The following is a 17,140-nucleotide window of genomic DNA, read 5'->3' as shown; positions in this document are numbered from 1 at the left end:
TCATTATCCCATATTAAAACGCAAAGAAAGGTCCACCGTTAATGCAATCCTCATAAGCTGTAGATTGTTGACTCCAAATCATTGAAATATGATATTTACCATTTTTGCTCGTGTCATAAGGATCATAAACATTAACATAGCCATTGCCATCAATACCATATAAAAGAATTGCGTGAGTAAATCCAGGAACTGTAAAATGTCCGGGATTTTCGCTAGTTGCCACAATTTTTCCCATTCTAAGACTATTAATTAAATCTTCATAACTTAGATTATTTGTGTAATTTAAGCCATATTGATTTTTAACTATTTCCCAGCAATCTGCAGAAGTTCCATCTAATCCACCAGCATTATAAACCCCATTCTGATAAAATAGTTTCCCCATATCTACCGGGTTTACATTCAGGTTTGTATAATAATTTACAATCGAAGTTGCAACCATAACTGCACATGCTGTATTTTGCATATTACCAGAACCAATGACAGTCCAAGCCCACTGCGGATCTCTTTGATTATAGTAAGGAACTCCATTAACTGTCGTATTTGTTATATATCCCGAACCATCTACAGTATAATTTACTTTGCCGATGGTAAAAGAATACATTCTTAACTTGCCGTCTGCCTCAAAATAAGATACACGACTAATACCACCAGCATCCTTAGCCGAGATCGTTCCAAAGCCATTTTTGACAATTGATCCTCTTTCAGTTGCATAATACCAAGAACCATTATCCAATATCCATCCTGTTTTCATCTTACCATCAGAAGACAAATAATAAGTGCCATCGCTTAAATTCAACCACTGATTTGTTAACATGATACCAGGATGTTCAGTACCATCCGGTGAGAAATAGTACCAATATCCTTGATACAGTCCCCAACCTTTTACAATATCACCATCTTCATTGATCAAGTAAGTGCCTTCATCTTTTGTAACAAATCCTGTAAATATTCGACCGTCAGATAAAAACTTATATGTTTTTCCATCGATCGCTCTTTCTTCATCATGAACCATGATTCCTGGATTTGTTGAATCATTTGGATCTAAATAGTATTTCCCACTACTTAACTTTAACCAACCTGTGTGCATAGCACCAGAAGTTTCTGCATAGTACCAGCCCTCTGATCTATTAACCCATCCAGTTAACATCTGACCAGATTGTCCAAAAAAGTACGTAGTATTATCAATAGATTGTTTTCTATCTGACAACATCAATCCATTATTATTTGGATCTAAATAATACCAAACATTGCTTATATACTGCCAACCTGTAGAAAAAGCACCACTTGAAGAAGCATAATACCAATCATCACCATCTTGGATCCATCCCGTCATCATATAACCGGCATCATTGAAATAATATCTTTGTCCTGCGATATCCTGGAATCCTGTTAACATCTTTCCTTCTGTATTCAAGTAATACCAAATATTACCTGTATACACCCAACCGGTTTTCATGGCTCCGCTACCGTCAAAGTAATACCATGTATCATCAACCAACTGCCAACCAGTTACCATATATCCCGCTGCATTAAAATAATACGTTTGTCCGTTGATTACTTCAAAATCATTAGTTGTGTAGCTGCCATCTTCATGTTGGTACCACCATCCTGTACTGTTTAAAATCCATTGGGGTTTGAATCTGTCGGTATCCCAGACACCGTTTTCATCCACATAGTAATCTCCAATCCATGTGTCTTTTGCCATGGCACCGGATGCATCAAAGTAATAATATTTTCCTTCGATCAATTGCCATCCTGTTACAATATAACCAGATGCATTAAAATAATACGTTTGACCATTGATCACTTCAAAGTCATTGGTTGTATAACTTCCATCTTCGTGTCGATACCACCAACCCGTACTGTCTTGAATCCATTGACTATTATTTTTTTAGTTGAAATTAATGCGCCATCATTTCCTAGATAGCTATCACCAACCCATTGGTTCTTCAACATAATTCCAGAGCTTTCATTGAAATAATACTTCTTATTTCCAATAACTTGCCATCCAGTTTGCATATAACCATTGACATCAAAATAGTAAGTTTGATTTTCAACTACTTCAAAATTATTTTTTTTATAACTACCATCATTGTGAATGTACTTCCATCCTTGTGCATCTTTGCACCATCCTAATCGTGCTATACCGTTATTATCAAGTTCTATACCTTCAATAAAGGTATTCTTTTGCATTACACCATTTATATCAAAATAATATTTTTTTCCATTTAAATCTAACCACCCTATATGAGCGGATCCATCTTCATTAAAGTAATATGTAGAATTCTCGATAGTTTTAAAATTCAATTTTACTAATTGTCCATTTTCATAATAATATTTATAACCATTTAAAAATTCCCATCCATTTTTTATAGTTTCGTTAGCAGCAATATCAGTTGTAGCTGGATTCTCTTCCATTAAGTTTGACTCAGTTTGATCATTATTCTCTTCTACAACTTTTTCTTTAATCTCTGAGGATTCATTTTCTTCAGCAAGTACACTATTAGCACCGACAATAAAAAATGTAGTTCCTAAAGATATAGACCAAAAAATCTTGGATAAATAATTAATCTTCTTCATAATCTTCCTCCCAATACAACATATTACTACTTTTTTGTGTCAAAGAAATGACCTAATCCATACTATCTTCAAATTTAATAACTAAAGGTGCATGATTAATTCGCTTTGATTCTGGTGGAACTTTCATATATTCACCATACACTTTAGTAAGGAATTCATCATTATTTTTTGGAATATACGCTTCAATCGATTCAAAGGGAACTTTTTGTAATGGAAATAATTCCTCTTTCTTAATACTATCCTTTATTGAACCTGTATATTCATAGGACGTAACATATTCACATTGCTTATTATTATATGATGTACAAGCTTTAAGAAATTTCCTATATAACTTATCCGGCGTAAAATGGAAAAGCTTTAAAAACAAATGAATTAAAATACATCCAAAATGTAATATATGATAAACTATTCCTGTATATGGTATATGTGGGTTACCTGTTCCAGACAAAAACAATAGTTTACCATAGAAAGTTGTTTTTCTTAAAATCTTTTTCTGATCCTCATACGTATCAGGAACTGCATCAAAAGGAAATATATCCATAAAAATTCCTAAATGACACTTTAAATCCTTTGAGACTTCCGAAATAAATGTTGTTCCTTTTTTTTGTACATGGCAAACAGTACATGCATAACGATTATCAATTAATGGAGTTAATAATTCGTATTCACTATTTAACTCTCGAGGAAATAATTCACAAAATTTATCAAAATCTTCACGTAACATTCCTACATCAATATCATCATCCCATGGTATAAAGCCACCATGACGTACAGCACCTATTGCAGTACCATATATGAGAAAACATGGAATACTATACTTATCACATACCCCTAATACATCTTTTAGCATTTGTACTTGTACATCATGTAATCGTTGTAATGTTTCTGGATCATAACCCCTGTATAAATTATTTGCCATATTTTCACCTTTGTATGCCTGCTAATAAAATATTATACACTTGACATAAATGTTTTACTTCTTGATTAATATTGAAGTTGGACTGTTGAACAATATCATTCATTTCTAGTCGATTAGTTGTACCAGCTACCTGAATACATAAATTTGCCCATTTTTCTAAAGAATCATTCAATGATAACTCAAATACAGAATCATTAATTTTGACCTCCTCTGGTAAATCTTCGTTTATTATACACGGTAAACCAGAAGCTTGCGCTTCCACTAAGGCAATACCCAACCCTTCATATCTAGAAGGAAATAAAAAAACATCCAACATCTGCATGTAGTCATAGACGTTGTCAACAACTCCCATGAAATGAACATGCCTTTCAATTCCTAAATTTTTGATTTGTTTACGTATATCTTCTTCAAGCTCCCCACGTCCAAATAGAAAGAGTTCTGAATCTGGCTTCTTCTTTAAAACTTCATTGAATACTTTCGATAAAAACTCATGATTTTTCGCAAAAGTCAATCTTCCTACATGTCCTATCACTAAAGAATTTTCTACATTATATTTTTTTCTTAATTGGTTTCTAGTTTCTTCATTATATTTATACAAATCAATGTCAATCCCATTATTTAATACAGAAAAGTTAGTTGAGGAAACAATTTTTTTCCCATATCGATCAGTTCCTGCCCGTAATGAACAACCAAAAAAATAATCTGCGATACGTCGAGTTTTTAAAGATACAACATTGGTAAATAATGTATCTAAACTAAAACCAAAATTGGCCGCATGACTATGAGCAATTGTTTTAATGCCATATCTTTTCGCTTCACTTAAATAGATATTAATAGAAGAACAAATATGCCCATGAACTATCTCATAATCATGGTGTTCTAAGAAAAATTTCTTTATTTCGCTTTTATACGAGAAATAATTGATAATTTTATATCGGCTAACAGAATATATATTTCCACCTAATGCTCTAATTTCATCATCATAATCACATTGTCTTGATTCATGAACCAAAAAATCAAATTGATATTCTTTTAAATCCATTTTCCGATAAAAATTCATAATCATTGTTTCAGCACCGCCACGATCCATAGCACCTATAACATGTAAAATTTTAATCATGATTCATTCCTCCTAAATCATGTGTATCTGCGTTTTTAATATTAATAAATAAAATAATTACTAATAAAATAGATATAATAACAATCCCCAATAAATAATCAAGAGTTGAACCTACAAATCCAAAATTTTTCATTAATGGAGAAATCATTATTTGAGAGCAAATCAAAGAAACGATATAAACGAATAAAATATATCTCTGTTTGCGCAATACAGTGACAATAAACACCAATACCGCATTGAGTCCAGTAAGACATCCCGCTAGCATCAATATCATAAATGCACCCTTATAACCATCTAGTTTAACCCCATATATAAGTTGTAATACTGGAACACCTAGGAAATAAGCTCCAATAATAATCAATAATGAAATTAAAAAAACTAGAGATACTACCTTTAAAATCATCTTCTTAAACTGTTTTATATCTCCATTACTCCAAAATCTTGCGATTTTTGTATATAAAGGAACAAAAATAAACATACAAAATAAATTCACTAAAGATGATGGCATAAATAATATATTATAGATTGCCTGAATATCATCTGTATAATTCATTTGAATGGCATTTTTGGGAATATTAATAATAAATGTTGTGACAAAAGAACTTAAAAATAATGGAAAACAAGCAATGACTAATGAAAACAATTTTTTTATATCTCTTTTAAAATTAATTTGAATCGTTGAAAATAATTTTATATATGGATAATCAAATAATAATAACTCGGTACAAGAATATAAAAGCGCTAAAATTATACTCAATGCAAGATTTTTAAAAAATAAAATAGATATAAAGAATACTATACAATAGCCAACTGTACGTAAAACATAGGAAATTCCTGCAAGATAAAGTCTGTCAATCTGTTGAAATCTTGCAGAAAAGAAATCTGCAAAAATATCCCCAAGGTTAAATACACAACATAATACTGTTATTAGAAATGTATAAGGATCACTTTTTAGAAATATAGAGTAAATAACTCCACCTAATATAGAAATAACAGACAAAATAATTTTTAATAAGAAATAATTAGAAAAGCTATATTCCTCTTTTATATCTGAAACTTGAAACGACCTTGTAGAAAACCACCCAATAGTCAGCATCAATTGAGCAACACTATAAGATATAGAGAATACACCTGCATCAATTATCCCCAATATTCGAGTTACCATCAGCATCAATAAAACACTAGTTGCCGAACTACACAGTGTACCTAATGTATAACAAAGCGAATTAAACTGCATACTTTTTTTTTCTAATAGCTTGTTTCCAAACAGTGTTTTCATTTTACATCCCCAATTCTAAACATTTTATACCTTCAGGTCTTGTGCAATCTTCAATATTTTTTTTGTGCTAATTATCCAAGTAAAATTGTTTTCTAGTCTTTCGTAAACTATATCTGTAGCTTTTTTTTGATGAAAGTTGTGTATAGAGTTGCAAAGACCTTTATAAACTTCATTTTCACTATTTTGCTCAATTACTGTACCATAATCTTCTGTTAATAACAGCTCTTTGGCTCCACCTCTATTAGTTGTAAAAATGTAAACTTTGCAGGTTGCTGCTTCTAGTAACGATGTGGAAAAGCCCTCCGAATCAGAAGGCAAGGCAAAAATATCAGAAGCATTTAGCAATTCAATCACTTGTTCAAATGATAATCTTCCTAAAGAAATGATAAAATTGTCATTTAAATCTTTAATAAACTGTAATAATGGACCATCACCTGCTAAACAAAGATATACTGGATTTTCGGATTCTTCATTCCATCTCTGAATCGACTTTACTAATTGAACAATGCCCTTTTCTTTGACTAACCTTCCAGTATATGCAACAAGTATGGAATCTTCAGGTATCAACAGCTTTGATCTAAACATTTCGTTATCACAGTGTTTTTTTATTTCATTTATTCTATCTAAATCTATTGCATTATAGATTTCACCTTGTGACTTGATTCCAAAATGCTCTAACCACTTTGAACTGGCCTTAGAAACTCCATAGTAGTTCTTACAATATTTTTTAAGTTGCCATGTTAAATAATGTTCAAATTTTTCTCCCATATAATCCAATAGTTTGTTATGGACAGTTAAATGACTCGTACCATGATCAATAACAATTCTTGGAATACTACGTTTATATGTATACTTAGCCCCTAATAAAGAGTGAAAGTAAAATCTAGTGTTAATGATGCAGAAATCATAGTTTTGTTGATCTAATCTCTTAAAAATATCTCTAAATATTTTATTCTTCTTATAAATTGGAAATCTACCCTTCAGTAAATTATAGCAATCTAGGCGAAATACATTAATACCTTCATATATTTCAATACTTGGACTTTTTGTTGTGTTTGATGTCACTACTGTAACTTGATGTCCATATTCAATTAGTTTCTTAGAAATATTATAAGTATAATTCTCTACTCCTCCCATATGCGGAAGAAACTGTGCAGAAAAAAATAAAAAGTTCATAGTTATTCTCACCACGCCATTCTTGATATTTATAATAAAAAAAGAATGTGAATTCTTTTCTCATAAGCCACTTATAAGGATATCACATTCTTAATATTGAATCTATAAATTGTCAATGTTGGGAAGCAACTTGAGCTAAAACTCTATCTCTTTCAAATACCTTGCCAATGCATCTTGCCATGTAGGTAATGGCTTAAAACCATTTTCTAAAAGTTTTGATTTGTCTAATCTTGAATTAAATGGTCTAGCTGCTTTTGATAATCCATATTCTTCTGTTGTTACTGGAACTACTTTTGTTGTGTATCCTGCCTGCTTAAAGATTTCACATGCAAAATCATACCAGCTGATATATCCACCTTCGTTTGTTGCATGGTAATATCCATACTTATCTGTTTCAATCATATCCACTAACAATCTTGCTAGATCATATGTGTATGTTGGAGTTCCTATTTGATCATTTACAACTCTTAAAGTATCGTATTTCTTTCCTATATTTAACATTGTCTTAATGAAGTTATTTCCATTCTTACCAAACACCCAGGCAATACGAACAATAAAATACTTATCTAAAGTATTCGATACAGCTAATTCGCCACCTAATTTAGTTTGTCCATATACATTTAATGGTTTATAGTCTTTGCAATCTGGTTGCCAAGGCTCTGTTCCTTGTCCATCAAATACATAATCAGTCGAAATATATATCATCTTTGCGTCAACTTTTTTACATGCATTCGCAATATTTTGTGTTCCATCCACATTAATAGCTTTTACTTTAGCTTGTTTATCCTCGTCTTCTGCTAAGTCTACAGCAGTCCATGCTGCACAATGTACTACAACATCAGGATTTACGCTCTGAATGGTTTTCATTACATCTTCAGAATTTGTAATATCTAAAGGCACATATTCCGCTTTTGTTACGTAAGTATCGTCTTGGATTCCACTATAAGTTTCAGCTAAATCTGTACCAATGCCTGTATAGCCTCTTGATGCCAATTCATTCATGACATCATGGCCTAATTGTCCAGCCACACCTGTTACAAAAATTTTCATCCTATTGCCTCCCATCTTATGAAGAAAAGCTAAGTTTATTGCTTAGCTCTTCCTTTTTCTACATACATCTTTTCAAAGTAATTCTGATATTCACCGCTAATGATGTTCTCCCACCATTCTTTATTGTCTAGGTACCATTGAATTGTCATAGGAATACCTGTATCAAATGTATATTTAGGTTCCCATCCTAATTCTGTTTCTAACTTGGTTGGATCAATCGCATAACGACGATCGTGACCTTTTCTATCTTCTACAAAAGTAATTAAGCTTTCTGGTTTATTCAAAGCTTTTAATACCGTTTTAACAACTTGAAGGTTTGTTCTTTCATTATGTCCTCCGACATTATATACTTCCCCTTCACGGCCTTTGCGAACAATTAAATCAATAGCTGTACAATGATCATATACATGCAGCCAATCACGAACATTTTCACCTGTTCCATATACCGGAATTGTTTCATCATTTAACGCACGAGAAATAATCAATGGAATTAATTTCTCTGGGAAATGATAAGGCCCATAGTTATTTGAGCAACGAGAAATCGTTACCGGAAGTCCATATGTTCTGTGATATGCAAGTACAAATAAATCTGCACTAGCTTTAGCACTGGAATAAGGACTTGAAGTATGCAATGGTGTTTCTTCTGTAAAGAATAAATCTGGCCTGTCTAAAGGTAAATCTCCATAAACTTCATCAGTTGATACTTGATGATAACGTTTGATTCCATATTTTACACAAGCATCTAATAACGTAGTTGTTCCCATCACATTTGTCTTTACAAAGATTTCAGGATCTTCAATACTTCTATCTACATGACTTTCTGCCGCAAAGTTAACAACTACATCAAACTTTTCTTTTTCAAATAAATCAAAGATAAATTCTCTATCTGCAATATCTCCCTTTACAAACTTATAATTTGGTTTATCTTCAACCGATTTACAAGTTTCCAGGTTCCCCGCATAAGTTAATTTATCTAAGTTAACGATCATATCTTCCGGATATTTATTCACCATATAGTGAACAAGGTTTCCACCAATAAATCCGGCTCCTCCCGTAACTAAAAACTTCATGTTATTTATCCTCCCCATATACAAACTGATTATTCGATTCTTCTAACGTTGGACCTGTTTGATCTTTTTCACTTAATACAGGTTCAATTCCATTTAGCAACTGACCCCAATCTACATTGACTGTTGGATCATCATAACGCATACCACCTTCAGATTCTTTGTTATAGACATTATCAACTTTATAACGGAATTCCACATCCGGTGTTAAAGTTAAAAAGCCATGAGCAAAGCCTTGCGGAATAAAGAACTGACGATGATTTTCTTCACTAAGCTCTACGCTAACCCATTGACCATATGTAGGACTTCCTTTACGAATGTCTACCGCTACATCGATGACTTTTCCCTTTGTACAAGATACCAGCTTTGATTGTGCATATGGTGGATTTTGCCAGTGTAAACCACGAAGCGTTCCTTGTTGTGCACTAAAAGACATATTATCCTGTACAAAGTCTACAGTAACACCTAACTTTTCATATTTTGGTTTTGAATAAGTTTCTGTAAAATACCCTCTATGATCTCCAAAAACATCTGTATCAATGATGAATACTCCAGGAATCTTTGTTTCTGTGACTTTCATCCTACAAACTCCTCCTCACCTTTAATGTATTTACGATCCATGATCTTCTTTAAATAAGCACCATACTGGTTTTTCTTATAAATTTCATACGTTTCTTCTAATTGTTTTAACGTAATCCATCCATTGTCATAAGCAATTTCTTCTAAACAAGCAATCTTTCTATGTTGATGTTCTTCAATTGTCTTTACGAAGTTTGTTGCATCCACCAAGGATTCATGTGTTCCTGTATCTAACCATGTAAATCCATCACCGAGAAGTGTTACATTCAATTCATTGTTATCAAGATAAATACGATTTAAATCCGTAATCTCCAATTCACCACGAGCACTTGGCTTTAGATTCTTGGCATAGTCTACCACTTTATTATCATAGAAATACAAACCGGTTACCGCATAGTTTGATTTTGGATGCGCCGGTTTTTCTTCTAAAGATACCGCCTTTCCATTTTCATCAAATTCAACGACACCAAAACGTTCTGGATCTTCAACATAATAGCCAAATACAGTCGCGCCACTTTCTTTTCTAGCAGCTGCACGCAATCTTTTTGTCAAACCATGACCATGGAAAATATTGTCCCCTAAAATCATGGCACACGAATTATTCCCAATAAACTCTTCTCCCAAAATAAAAGCTTGTGCCAATCCATCAGGACTAGGTTGTACTTTATAAGAAAGCTCAATACCAAATTGATGACCATCTCCTAATAATTCTTGGAATCTTGGTGTATCATCAGGTGTCGAAATAATTAAAATTTCCCGAATGCCAGCCTGCATTAAAATAGACATTGGGTAATAAATCATCGGTTTGTCATAAATGGGTAATAACTGTTTACTGGTTACTTTTGTCAATGGATACAAACGTGTACCACTACCACCAGCCAAAATAATGCCTTTCATAAGAAGTCCTCCTACAATATTGTACCATAATAATAAACCCTTACGTAACGTAAGGGTCAAGTTTTATTTTGTACAAATAAATAATCCAGCTTGTTTAGTAATAGTAATATTACCATTTTTTGAAATTATTGATTCCACATACTCTTTAAATTTAGATATTTTTGGACCTAATATTTCATTCTGATTTCCATGACAGCTCATAATATAATCCACTAGTGGTTGTGCTTGATTCACTATTAAGGAATCGTTATATGGACTAAACTGAACAGATTTAAATATTTTTTTTAAAATCATTTCACCATTCTCTATTCCAAAAATATCAAATAAACTATTTTGTGAGAGCTCAACTCTAGAATCAAAAGACTGAACAAGCTCTGTAATTTCTTTCATATGTTCTTTTCCATAAGTACTACAATAAAAAATACCATTATTCTTTAAAACTCTATATATCTCAGACAATCCTTTATCTAAATTTTGAATATAAAATAATACATGATTTGCGATGACTGCGTCAAAATACCCATCTTTAAAAGGAATAGCTTGACAGTCTGCTACAATACAGTTGTAATCTTTACCTAATTTTTTTCTAACTTCATGTACCATACCTTCAGAAATATCGGATAAAAAGATTTCTCTATTCCTTAAATCAATATCTCTATTTTCCCAAAGTTTACCATTACCACAACCTAATTCTAAAAGGCGGTTCACTTTTGAAAAATTTATCTGATAAAATAACCAATTAAACCATCCTGTTTTATTAGTTGAAAATTGATCATGTAAAGATATTCTAACATTCAAGTTATTAGAATTTTTATACTGTTCTACAATATTAGACTCAATATTAGACATCTGTAATAAGGATATAATCTGATTCCAATCTATATTTCTTTCATCGACATTTTGTACAAGAGCTTCCATAGAATCCCGAATCACTTGTAAATGTTTGATTTGACTATCCAATAAGTCAATCTGCATAGAAAAAGATTCTTTAATGTTTTGTTCCTTAGAAACCATAGGATAGATTTCTTCTAATGAAAATCCCATATGTTTTAGAGATAGTATCTTTTGAAGCTTTAATAAATCAGACTGTGTGTATTTTCTATATCCATTTTCCATAACAAAAGAGGGTTTTAACAACCCTATTTTGTCATAATATCGAATAGTACGTTCTGTCACATTTGCCAACTTTGCAAATTGTCCTGTTGAATAGTTAGTCATTTTAATTTAATTTCAATAATACATATCTACCAGATATATTATTGATGGATAGAACTTCTTCAGCATGATCATCTAACAATTCTTTATTAACTCCATCCATCATCAATACATACTGCGCGTCATATTTCATTAAAAGATTATATGCTTGATTAAAATCTATATTTTGATCATCTAAAGCAAACGCAGTTAATAGTTTGGATTCAACATCTGTCATTCCTTCAAACCCACCTCTTTCGTGAATTTGAATACGATTTGAGCTCATCATAAATCCTAACTCATAAGTCGTAATATCATCATATACAAAAGCTGAAGGTGCAAAAAATCTATAATTTCCATAAGGTAGTGTATTAAAATAATCTCCGACTTTTGAAAATATTGTTGCCGTCATTCTATTATTTGGATCAAAAACTCTGGAAAAATTCCAACCATCTGTGGAAATTCCTGAACCATTATACGCATAGAAGACAAACACTTGCATATGTGTTAGAAAATAAATCACAACACTAAATACACAAACTAAATTTATAAGAGACATTACTAAATAGCTTCTTACCCATTTTATACTAAGTTGGATAAGCGACAAGCCAACTAAGAATAGTACTAAATATTGGCAAGCAGCTAAAGTACGATATATTACAAAATATTGATTTATCGATGTTAAAGATAATAACTCATAAAATTGTGAAGATCTAAATAGTAGGAAAAAGAAAAGTCCTAAAAAATAAATACTCCTATGTATCGGCTCTTTTGAAGCATACATTCCAATAACAAATACAATTGGAAATACCATGAATAGCAAGTCATTTCTAATCCAATTCTTATCAAAATCAGCAAAATAGTATACCGAATCCTGAAAAGCCTTTGTATTTATAAAAGAAAAGTGATCCAAATATTTAGTAAATAGCATAAAAACTATAAATGCACAAATAAATCCTAAATAAATCTCTACCTGTACTTTATTTTTAGATTTAATTGAGAAATACAATTGATAGCAGAAAAACAACAGAAAGATGGCTAAAGCAAACAATAAAAATACCTGTAAAAAAATTGTAGAAAACGATAAGAATGCAAAAGATATTACTGCAATCCATACAATCTTTCCCAATTCTATCTTTTTTAACATTGGATAGGAAAATATAAATAGCGTCGGTATTGATAACATACGTACTACAGAACCACCATAGAATGCTGCAGTTTGAAATTGCCATAAATCATATGAACGAATTGTATGTATATAATCTGATAAAAAATTAGATTGCAAAAAGCCATGAGGTATCAAAAATATAAAAAACGGCAGTAAAACAAATTGTGAATACTTTCTATCTACTACTATACTTGCTAATTCTTTGTATACAACTGCAAAAAAGAAATAATTATGAAGGACCATAGTAGCTCTGCAAAAGAAAGTGACATCTATATGAAAAATTGTAGAGTAAAAGCCGTAATATAATTCATAAGTATTAACAAGCCTAAACAAACTAACTTCATTTAATGGCAAAAGACTTCCTGAAAAATAATCTTCATTTAATAATTGTGGAGCATCTATTAAATTTACTATTTTTCCAATATAATAAAAGTCATCATAATTCATTTGATATATTGGTAATTGATTAGCCATAGAAAAAATAGTAAACAAACCAATAAAAAGCATGCATACCCAATTTTGCTTTAACAGTTTTAAGCTTCTTTTTAAAAATCCACTAAGTACAAATTGATCTACAAAGTTTTTTATTGCTTGCCGGTTAATTAAAATAAACAATATATCCACAACAACCAAAAGAAATAACTGTACCCAGAAAAAAAATCTCCAACTTGTATGAAAAAGTTGGCATGGTACACCAATTACAAAAAAGATAAAAGCATTAAATATATACCCAGCAATTAATGATTTAGACAAGTTAGTCTTATATTTGAAAAAATTTAGAATCGTATCCCCCAATAAATAATAGTGAGGAAATATTACAATGAAGAATAATATTGTTAGGATCCAATTCATAACTACTTCTTATCCTCCCTGTTTTGACTCTCACGAATACTTAATTTTTGTATTAATTCTTTTTGTTTTTCTTTTAACTTCGAAATTTGTATGGCCTGAATAAAAATTAATATATAAACGAAAAAAATAAAGACTGTAAAAATAAAGTTACTAGTTGCCATAAATCCTAATTTTTCTGAGAAAAAGTAAGCAATTCCAGGGAAAAAGCTTAAAACTAGTAACAAAATAGACCATATAATCCAAATGATAGAATCATCTATATTTAGTCCATTCTTACGTACTTTTAAAATCACAAAAATAAAAGTCAGTACACTAGCTATAATAAATACAATTGAAAGTTTCATAAATTCATCTCTTTCTAAATGGCTGAATCAAAAATATCGATATTACCATTCTACTCATATACTTTATACTATTTGTAAAATTTAGATATGATTCACCAAATTCCCTTTCCTTCATTTCAACTTGTACTTCTTTAATTCTTCGTCCTTTTTTTAACATATAAACTAAAGTATCAGGTTCGGGAGGATTATTCATATCAAAAGCATAATCTTTAATACATTCTTTATTATACGCCCTAAAACCACTAGTTGGATCATTTATCTTCTTTCCTGTAACGATTTTAATGGCTAAAGATATTAAACGGCTACCTAGCATCCTTGCTGTAAAAGGCTTTTTATTATTTACAAATCTAGATCCTATAACAATATCATTACCTTCTTTTATTCCCTGAACAATAGAATTAATATATACTGCAGAATGTTGACCATCTCCATCAAATTGTATAGCCACATCGTAATCATTCATAACTGCATATTTAAAACCTGTCTGAACTGCACCAAATAAACCAAGATTACAAAAACCGTCAATATATCTCATTTTATGTTGCTTTAGTATATCCAACGTATGATCTTTTGAACCATCGTTAACAACTATATAATCAACACTAGGAGAATTCCTTTCTAAATCATGAACTGTATTAACTATATTACCTTCTTCATTATAGGCTGGGATAACAACAAGTACCTTCATTTTATTCCCCTCTCTCACTTTTACTAACTATAAAATTCTAAAATTTCTTTTTGTAAAGAATTCCAGTTTCTTTGATTAGCCGTTTTAATTCCATTTTTATATAATTTTTCTCTTAATTCTTTCTGGTTACTAATTCTCAAAATAGAATTCACTCCATCCTGTATATTACCCTGTTCATAGAACAAACAGTTTTCTTCATGTTTCAAATATTCTACATTTCCTCCATTTGGAACCGCAACTACATATCCACCACTAGCCATCATTTCTAACGGTGGATAAGAAAAGCTCTCCAATATACTGGTTTTTAATAATATATCGCAAGCTTTATAGACTTTTGATACCTCTTCAAAAGGAACTTTATTAAAAAATTTATCTACTTTATACCAATCTTTAGGTTTTGCATTGTATGATAAATACCACACTTCAAATTTATCTCTATCAAGTTGATTAGTGATTTTGAAACTCTCATCTACATTTTTGTAATATACTCCACAATCCCCCTCAATCAATATTTTAATTTTTCCTTCAAAACTGCGTTTTGTTCCTTCATAGTTTTCTACATGGATTCCATTTGGCAAATACTTTGCATTTTGTTCATATTTTTCTTTTAACCACTTTTGACACCATTTGGAGATCGTTAAAAATTGAACAGGAACATTCGGAGAATATTTTGAATTCGCCTCTAATCTTAGAGTATCTCCTGATTGATAAAAATTTGTTTCAAAATTTTGTACTAAATAATAACGTTCTTTTATATTCGTATATTTTTCTAAAAATTTAACAGTTGACCACATAGTAGCCACGACTTTATCAAAAGAGCCTTTAAAATAAGAGTAACGGCTAGGCATCACCGGGAATTCTATACTAGAAAAAGTAACCCACCTGGATTCATCGAAATCATCATTAATAATTACTACATCATATCCATTCTCGCGTAATACTTTGCAATGCTCAAAAGCAACCATAATACCGCCACTAATATTTAAAGCAGGTAATACAAAAGCAATATTTGGCCTCATCATGCTCTTTAAAAATTTTGCCAACGGATATCCTGTTAACACGGTTGTACAATTCTCTATACAGTAATGATAGGCATTTTCAGCAATTGTACTTCTCTTACTTTTATCCAAAATAAGTGATTCTAAAGCATTATACCAATCATCAGTAGTATTACATAGTACTCCTGTTTTTCCATCCTGTATCATTCTTTTGAAAGCTCCTAAATTGCTTGCAACAGTCGGAACACGTACTAAAGCAGCTTCTACCCATTTGTTTTCTGATTTGGCTTCATTGAATATACTTTCTTCTAATGGAGCAAGATTAATATCTATTGATGCAATTAATTCAGGTAGTTCTTTCCAATTAACAAATGGATGTGCTATAACACGATCTTTAAAACTTTCAAATTCTTTAGGAATATCCAATAATCCTACAATATGTAATTCAACATTTTGATATTTTTTCATTAATTTTTCGATAGCTGGCTGAATCAATATAAAATCATCATTATGTGTGATACTCCCGCTAAAATAGCCTAACTTAACATTTTCTGATTCATCCTTTTGGCACTTTATTTTTGCATAAGCTTCTTCTGATAATGAAACCATCTCTTCTGATGCCGTATTTCGATTAATAAAAACTTTAGGGCAATAATTCTTTAGTTCATTTGCCATGCCTTCAGTAGTTGTAATTACAGCATCGCACATGCTTAGAGTCTTTTGCATATCGCGTACGCCTTGATCATATCCAGCTTTTTCTTCAGGCGACATTGTTTTTAAATACTTAATAGTATCAGTATATTTTGTATCAATTACCAAATCATCAATATCGTAAATAACTGTTTTATTGAGTTCTTTAGCTTTTCGAATAAATTTTCCTAATTCTTCATTATATGGGGCTCTGTAAATAATAAATACACGATAATTCCTTACTTGATCAAAATTAAGATGCAGATAAAAATTCTGATCACAATCGACATTATTTGCTTTCAATTGCTCTATTTGATGAAGTACTCTATATCTAGGAGGATGCGGTAAAGCTTCAAAATCTACACCGTTTATGAATAAAACATCTTTAAATACTTTACCAGTGTATTTTCTATCTCTCATTCTTGCTCCTGTAAGTTTTACATAGGTATAACTTTTTTTTACAACAGATCCTACACCTTCATTTTTTAAGACAAATTCGACCTTTTTGCCTAATTCTCCAATCTTACTCATATAACCTC

15 protein-coding genes are annotated in these 17,140 nt (G+C 31.1%); all 15 read right to left on the bottom strand.

Going from position 1 to position 17,140, the window contains the following annotated elements:
- Nucleotides 1-13: 13 nt before the first annotated feature.
- The 15 genes from ACTQX6_RS09440 to ACTQX6_RS09370 all read right to left on the bottom strand — a co-directional run bounded on the left by ACTQX6_RS09440 (nt 14) and on the right by ACTQX6_RS09370 (nt 17,132).
- Nucleotides 14-1,807 (bottom strand): hypothetical protein, encoded by a 1,794-nt coding sequence (locus tag ACTQX6_RS09440; RefSeq protein WP_441657440.1) that lies wholly within the window; start codon nt 1,805-1,807, stop codon nt 14-16.
- Nucleotides 1,804-2,580 (bottom strand): N-acetylmuramoyl-L-alanine amidase family protein, encoded by a 777-nt coding sequence (locus ACTQX6_RS09435; protein WP_441657439.1) that lies wholly within the window; start codon nt 2,578-2,580, stop codon nt 1,804-1,806. Before ACTQX6_RS09435 ends, ACTQX6_RS09440 begins: the two co-directional genes overlap by 4 nt.
- 52 nt (nt 2,581-2,632) lie before the next feature.
- Nucleotides 2,633-3,499, bottom strand: a complete 867-nt coding sequence (locus ACTQX6_RS09430; protein ID WP_441657438.1) for a LicD family protein — start codon at nt 3,497-3,499, stop codon at nt 2,633-2,635.
- 4 nt (nt 3,500-3,503) lie between these two features.
- A complete protein-coding gene (locus ACTQX6_RS09425) occupies nt 3,504-4,619 on the bottom strand; it encodes a glycosyltransferase family 1 protein (protein ID WP_320870064.1) in 1,116 nt (371 codons plus the stop codon).
- The gene (locus ACTQX6_RS09420; protein WP_441657437.1) at nt 4,612-5,898 is read right to left on the bottom strand and encodes a lipopolysaccharide biosynthesis protein; all 1,287 of its coding nucleotides are present in this window, start codon (nt 5,896-5,898) and stop codon (nt 4,612-4,614) included. Before ACTQX6_RS09420 ends, ACTQX6_RS09425 begins: the two co-directional genes overlap by 8 nt.
- 24 nt (nt 5,899-5,922) lie before the next feature.
- Complete coding sequence (locus ACTQX6_RS09415; protein WP_320870066.1) at nt 5,923-7,074, bottom strand: glycosyltransferase family 4 protein; 1,152 nt, start codon at nt 7,072-7,074, stop codon at nt 5,923-5,925.
- Nucleotides 7,075-7,209: 135 nt separating this feature from the next.
- Nucleotides 7,210-8,124, bottom strand: coding sequence for a dTDP-4-dehydrorhamnose reductase (rfbD, locus tag ACTQX6_RS09410; protein ID WP_441657436.1), 915 nt, complete (start codon nt 8,122-8,124; stop codon nt 7,210-7,212).
- Between the two features lie 35 nt (nt 8,125-8,159).
- The gene (gene rfbB / locus ACTQX6_RS09405; RefSeq protein ID WP_434319488.1) at nt 8,160-9,194 is read right to left on the bottom strand and encodes a dTDP-glucose 4,6-dehydratase; all 1,035 of its coding nucleotides are present in this window, start codon (nt 9,192-9,194) and stop codon (nt 8,160-8,162) included.
- Nucleotide 9,195: 1 nt separating this feature from the next.
- Nucleotides 9,196-9,771 carry a dTDP-4-dehydrorhamnose 3,5-epimerase gene (gene rfbC / locus ACTQX6_RS09400; RefSeq protein ID WP_320870069.1) on the bottom strand — a complete coding sequence of 192 codons (576 nt, stop codon included), beginning with the start codon at nt 9,769-9,771 and terminating at the stop codon, nt 9,196-9,198.
- Nucleotides 9,768-10,667, bottom strand: coding sequence for a glucose-1-phosphate thymidylyltransferase RfbA (gene rfbA / locus ACTQX6_RS09395; RefSeq protein ID WP_320870070.1), 900 nt, complete (start codon nt 10,665-10,667; stop codon nt 9,768-9,770). The genes rfbC and rfbA overlap by 4 nt, the downstream gene beginning before the upstream one ends.
- Nucleotides 10,668-10,730: 63 nt before the next feature.
- Entirely contained in the window at nt 10,731-11,885 is a 1,155-nt protein-coding gene (locus ACTQX6_RS09390) for a MerR family transcriptional regulator (RefSeq protein WP_320870071.1), read from the bottom strand.
- A gap of 1 nt (nt 11,886) precedes the next feature.
- A complete protein-coding gene (locus ACTQX6_RS09385; RefSeq protein WP_320870072.1) occupies nt 11,887-13,881 on the bottom strand; it encodes a DUF6077 domain-containing protein in 1,995 nt (664 codons plus the stop codon).
- A 2-nt stretch (nt 13,882-13,883) separates the two neighbouring features.
- Nucleotides 13,884-14,225 (bottom strand): DUF2304 domain-containing protein, encoded by a 342-nt coding sequence (locus tag ACTQX6_RS09380; RefSeq protein ID WP_288229974.1) that lies wholly within the window; start codon nt 14,223-14,225, stop codon nt 13,884-13,886.
- 4 nt (nt 14,226-14,229) lie between these two features.
- The gene (locus ACTQX6_RS09375) at nt 14,230-14,913 is read right to left on the bottom strand and encodes a glycosyltransferase family 2 protein (RefSeq protein WP_441657435.1); all 684 of its coding nucleotides are present in this window, start codon (nt 14,911-14,913) and stop codon (nt 14,230-14,232) included.
- Nucleotides 14,914-14,936: 23 nt separating this feature from the next.
- Nucleotides 14,937-17,132, bottom strand: a complete 2,196-nt coding sequence (locus tag ACTQX6_RS09370; protein ID WP_320870073.1) for a glycosyltransferase — start codon at nt 17,130-17,132, stop codon at nt 14,937-14,939.
- Between the last annotated feature and the right edge of the window lie 8 nt (nt 17,133-17,140).

Origin of the sequence: Faecalicoccus sp. LCP19S3_E2, from assembly GCF_052121255.1 — a bacterium.
Lineage (GTDB): Bacteria > Bacillota_I > Bacilli_A > Erysipelotrichales > Erysipelotrichaceae > Faecalicoccus.
This window is presented reverse-complemented; position numbering and strand designations above follow the sequence as displayed.

Excerpts from the sequence above, each read along its gene's own strand:
- ACTQX6_RS09375 (WP_441657435.1), bottom strand. The coding sequence starts at position 14,913 with ATGAAGGTACTTGTTGTTATCCCAGCCTATAATGAAGAAGGTAATATA.
- ACTQX6_RS09370 (WP_320870073.1), bottom strand. The coding sequence starts at position 17,132 with ATGAGTAAGATTGGAGAATTAGGCAAAAAGGTCGAATTTGTCTTAAAA.
- rfbA (WP_320870070.1), bottom strand. The coding sequence starts at position 10,667 with ATGAAAGGCATTATTTTGGCTGGTGGTAGTGGTACACGTTTGTATCCA.
- ACTQX6_RS09425 (WP_320870064.1), bottom strand. The coding sequence starts at position 4,619 with ATGATTAAAATTTTACATGTTATAGGTGCTATGGATCGTGGCGGTGCT.
- rfbB (WP_434319488.1), bottom strand. The coding sequence starts at position 9,194 with ATGAAGTTTTTAGTTACGGGAGGAGCCGGATTTATTGGTGGAAACCTT.
- rfbD (WP_441657436.1), bottom strand. The coding sequence starts at position 8,124 with ATGAAAATTTTTGTAACAGGTGTGGCTGGACAATTAGGCCATGATGTC.
- ACTQX6_RS09385 (WP_320870072.1), bottom strand. The coding sequence starts at position 13,881 with ATGAATTGGATCCTAACAATATTATTCTTCATTGTAATATTTCCTCAC.
- ACTQX6_RS09430 (WP_441657438.1), bottom strand. The coding sequence starts at position 3,499 with ATGGCAAATAATTTATACAGGGGTTATGATCCAGAAACATTACAACGA.
- rfbC (WP_320870069.1), bottom strand. The coding sequence starts at position 9,771 with ATGAAAGTCACAGAAACAAAGATTCCTGGAGTATTCATCATTGATACA.
- ACTQX6_RS09390 (WP_320870071.1), bottom strand. The coding sequence starts at position 11,885 with ATGACTAACTATTCAACAGGACAATTTGCAAAGTTGGCAAATGTGACA.
- ACTQX6_RS09415 (WP_320870066.1), bottom strand. The coding sequence starts at position 7,074 with ATGAACTTTTTATTTTTTTCTGCACAGTTTCTTCCGCATATGGGAGGA.
- ACTQX6_RS09435 (WP_441657439.1), bottom strand. The coding sequence starts at position 2,580 with ATGAAGAAGATTAATTATTTATCCAAGATTTTTTGGTCTATATCTTTA.
- ACTQX6_RS09380 (WP_288229974.1), bottom strand. The coding sequence starts at position 14,225 with ATGAAACTTTCAATTGTATTTATTATAGCTAGTGTACTGACTTTTATT.
- ACTQX6_RS09420 (WP_441657437.1), bottom strand. The coding sequence starts at position 5,898 with ATGAAAACACTGTTTGGAAACAAGCTATTAGAAAAAAAAAGTATGCAG.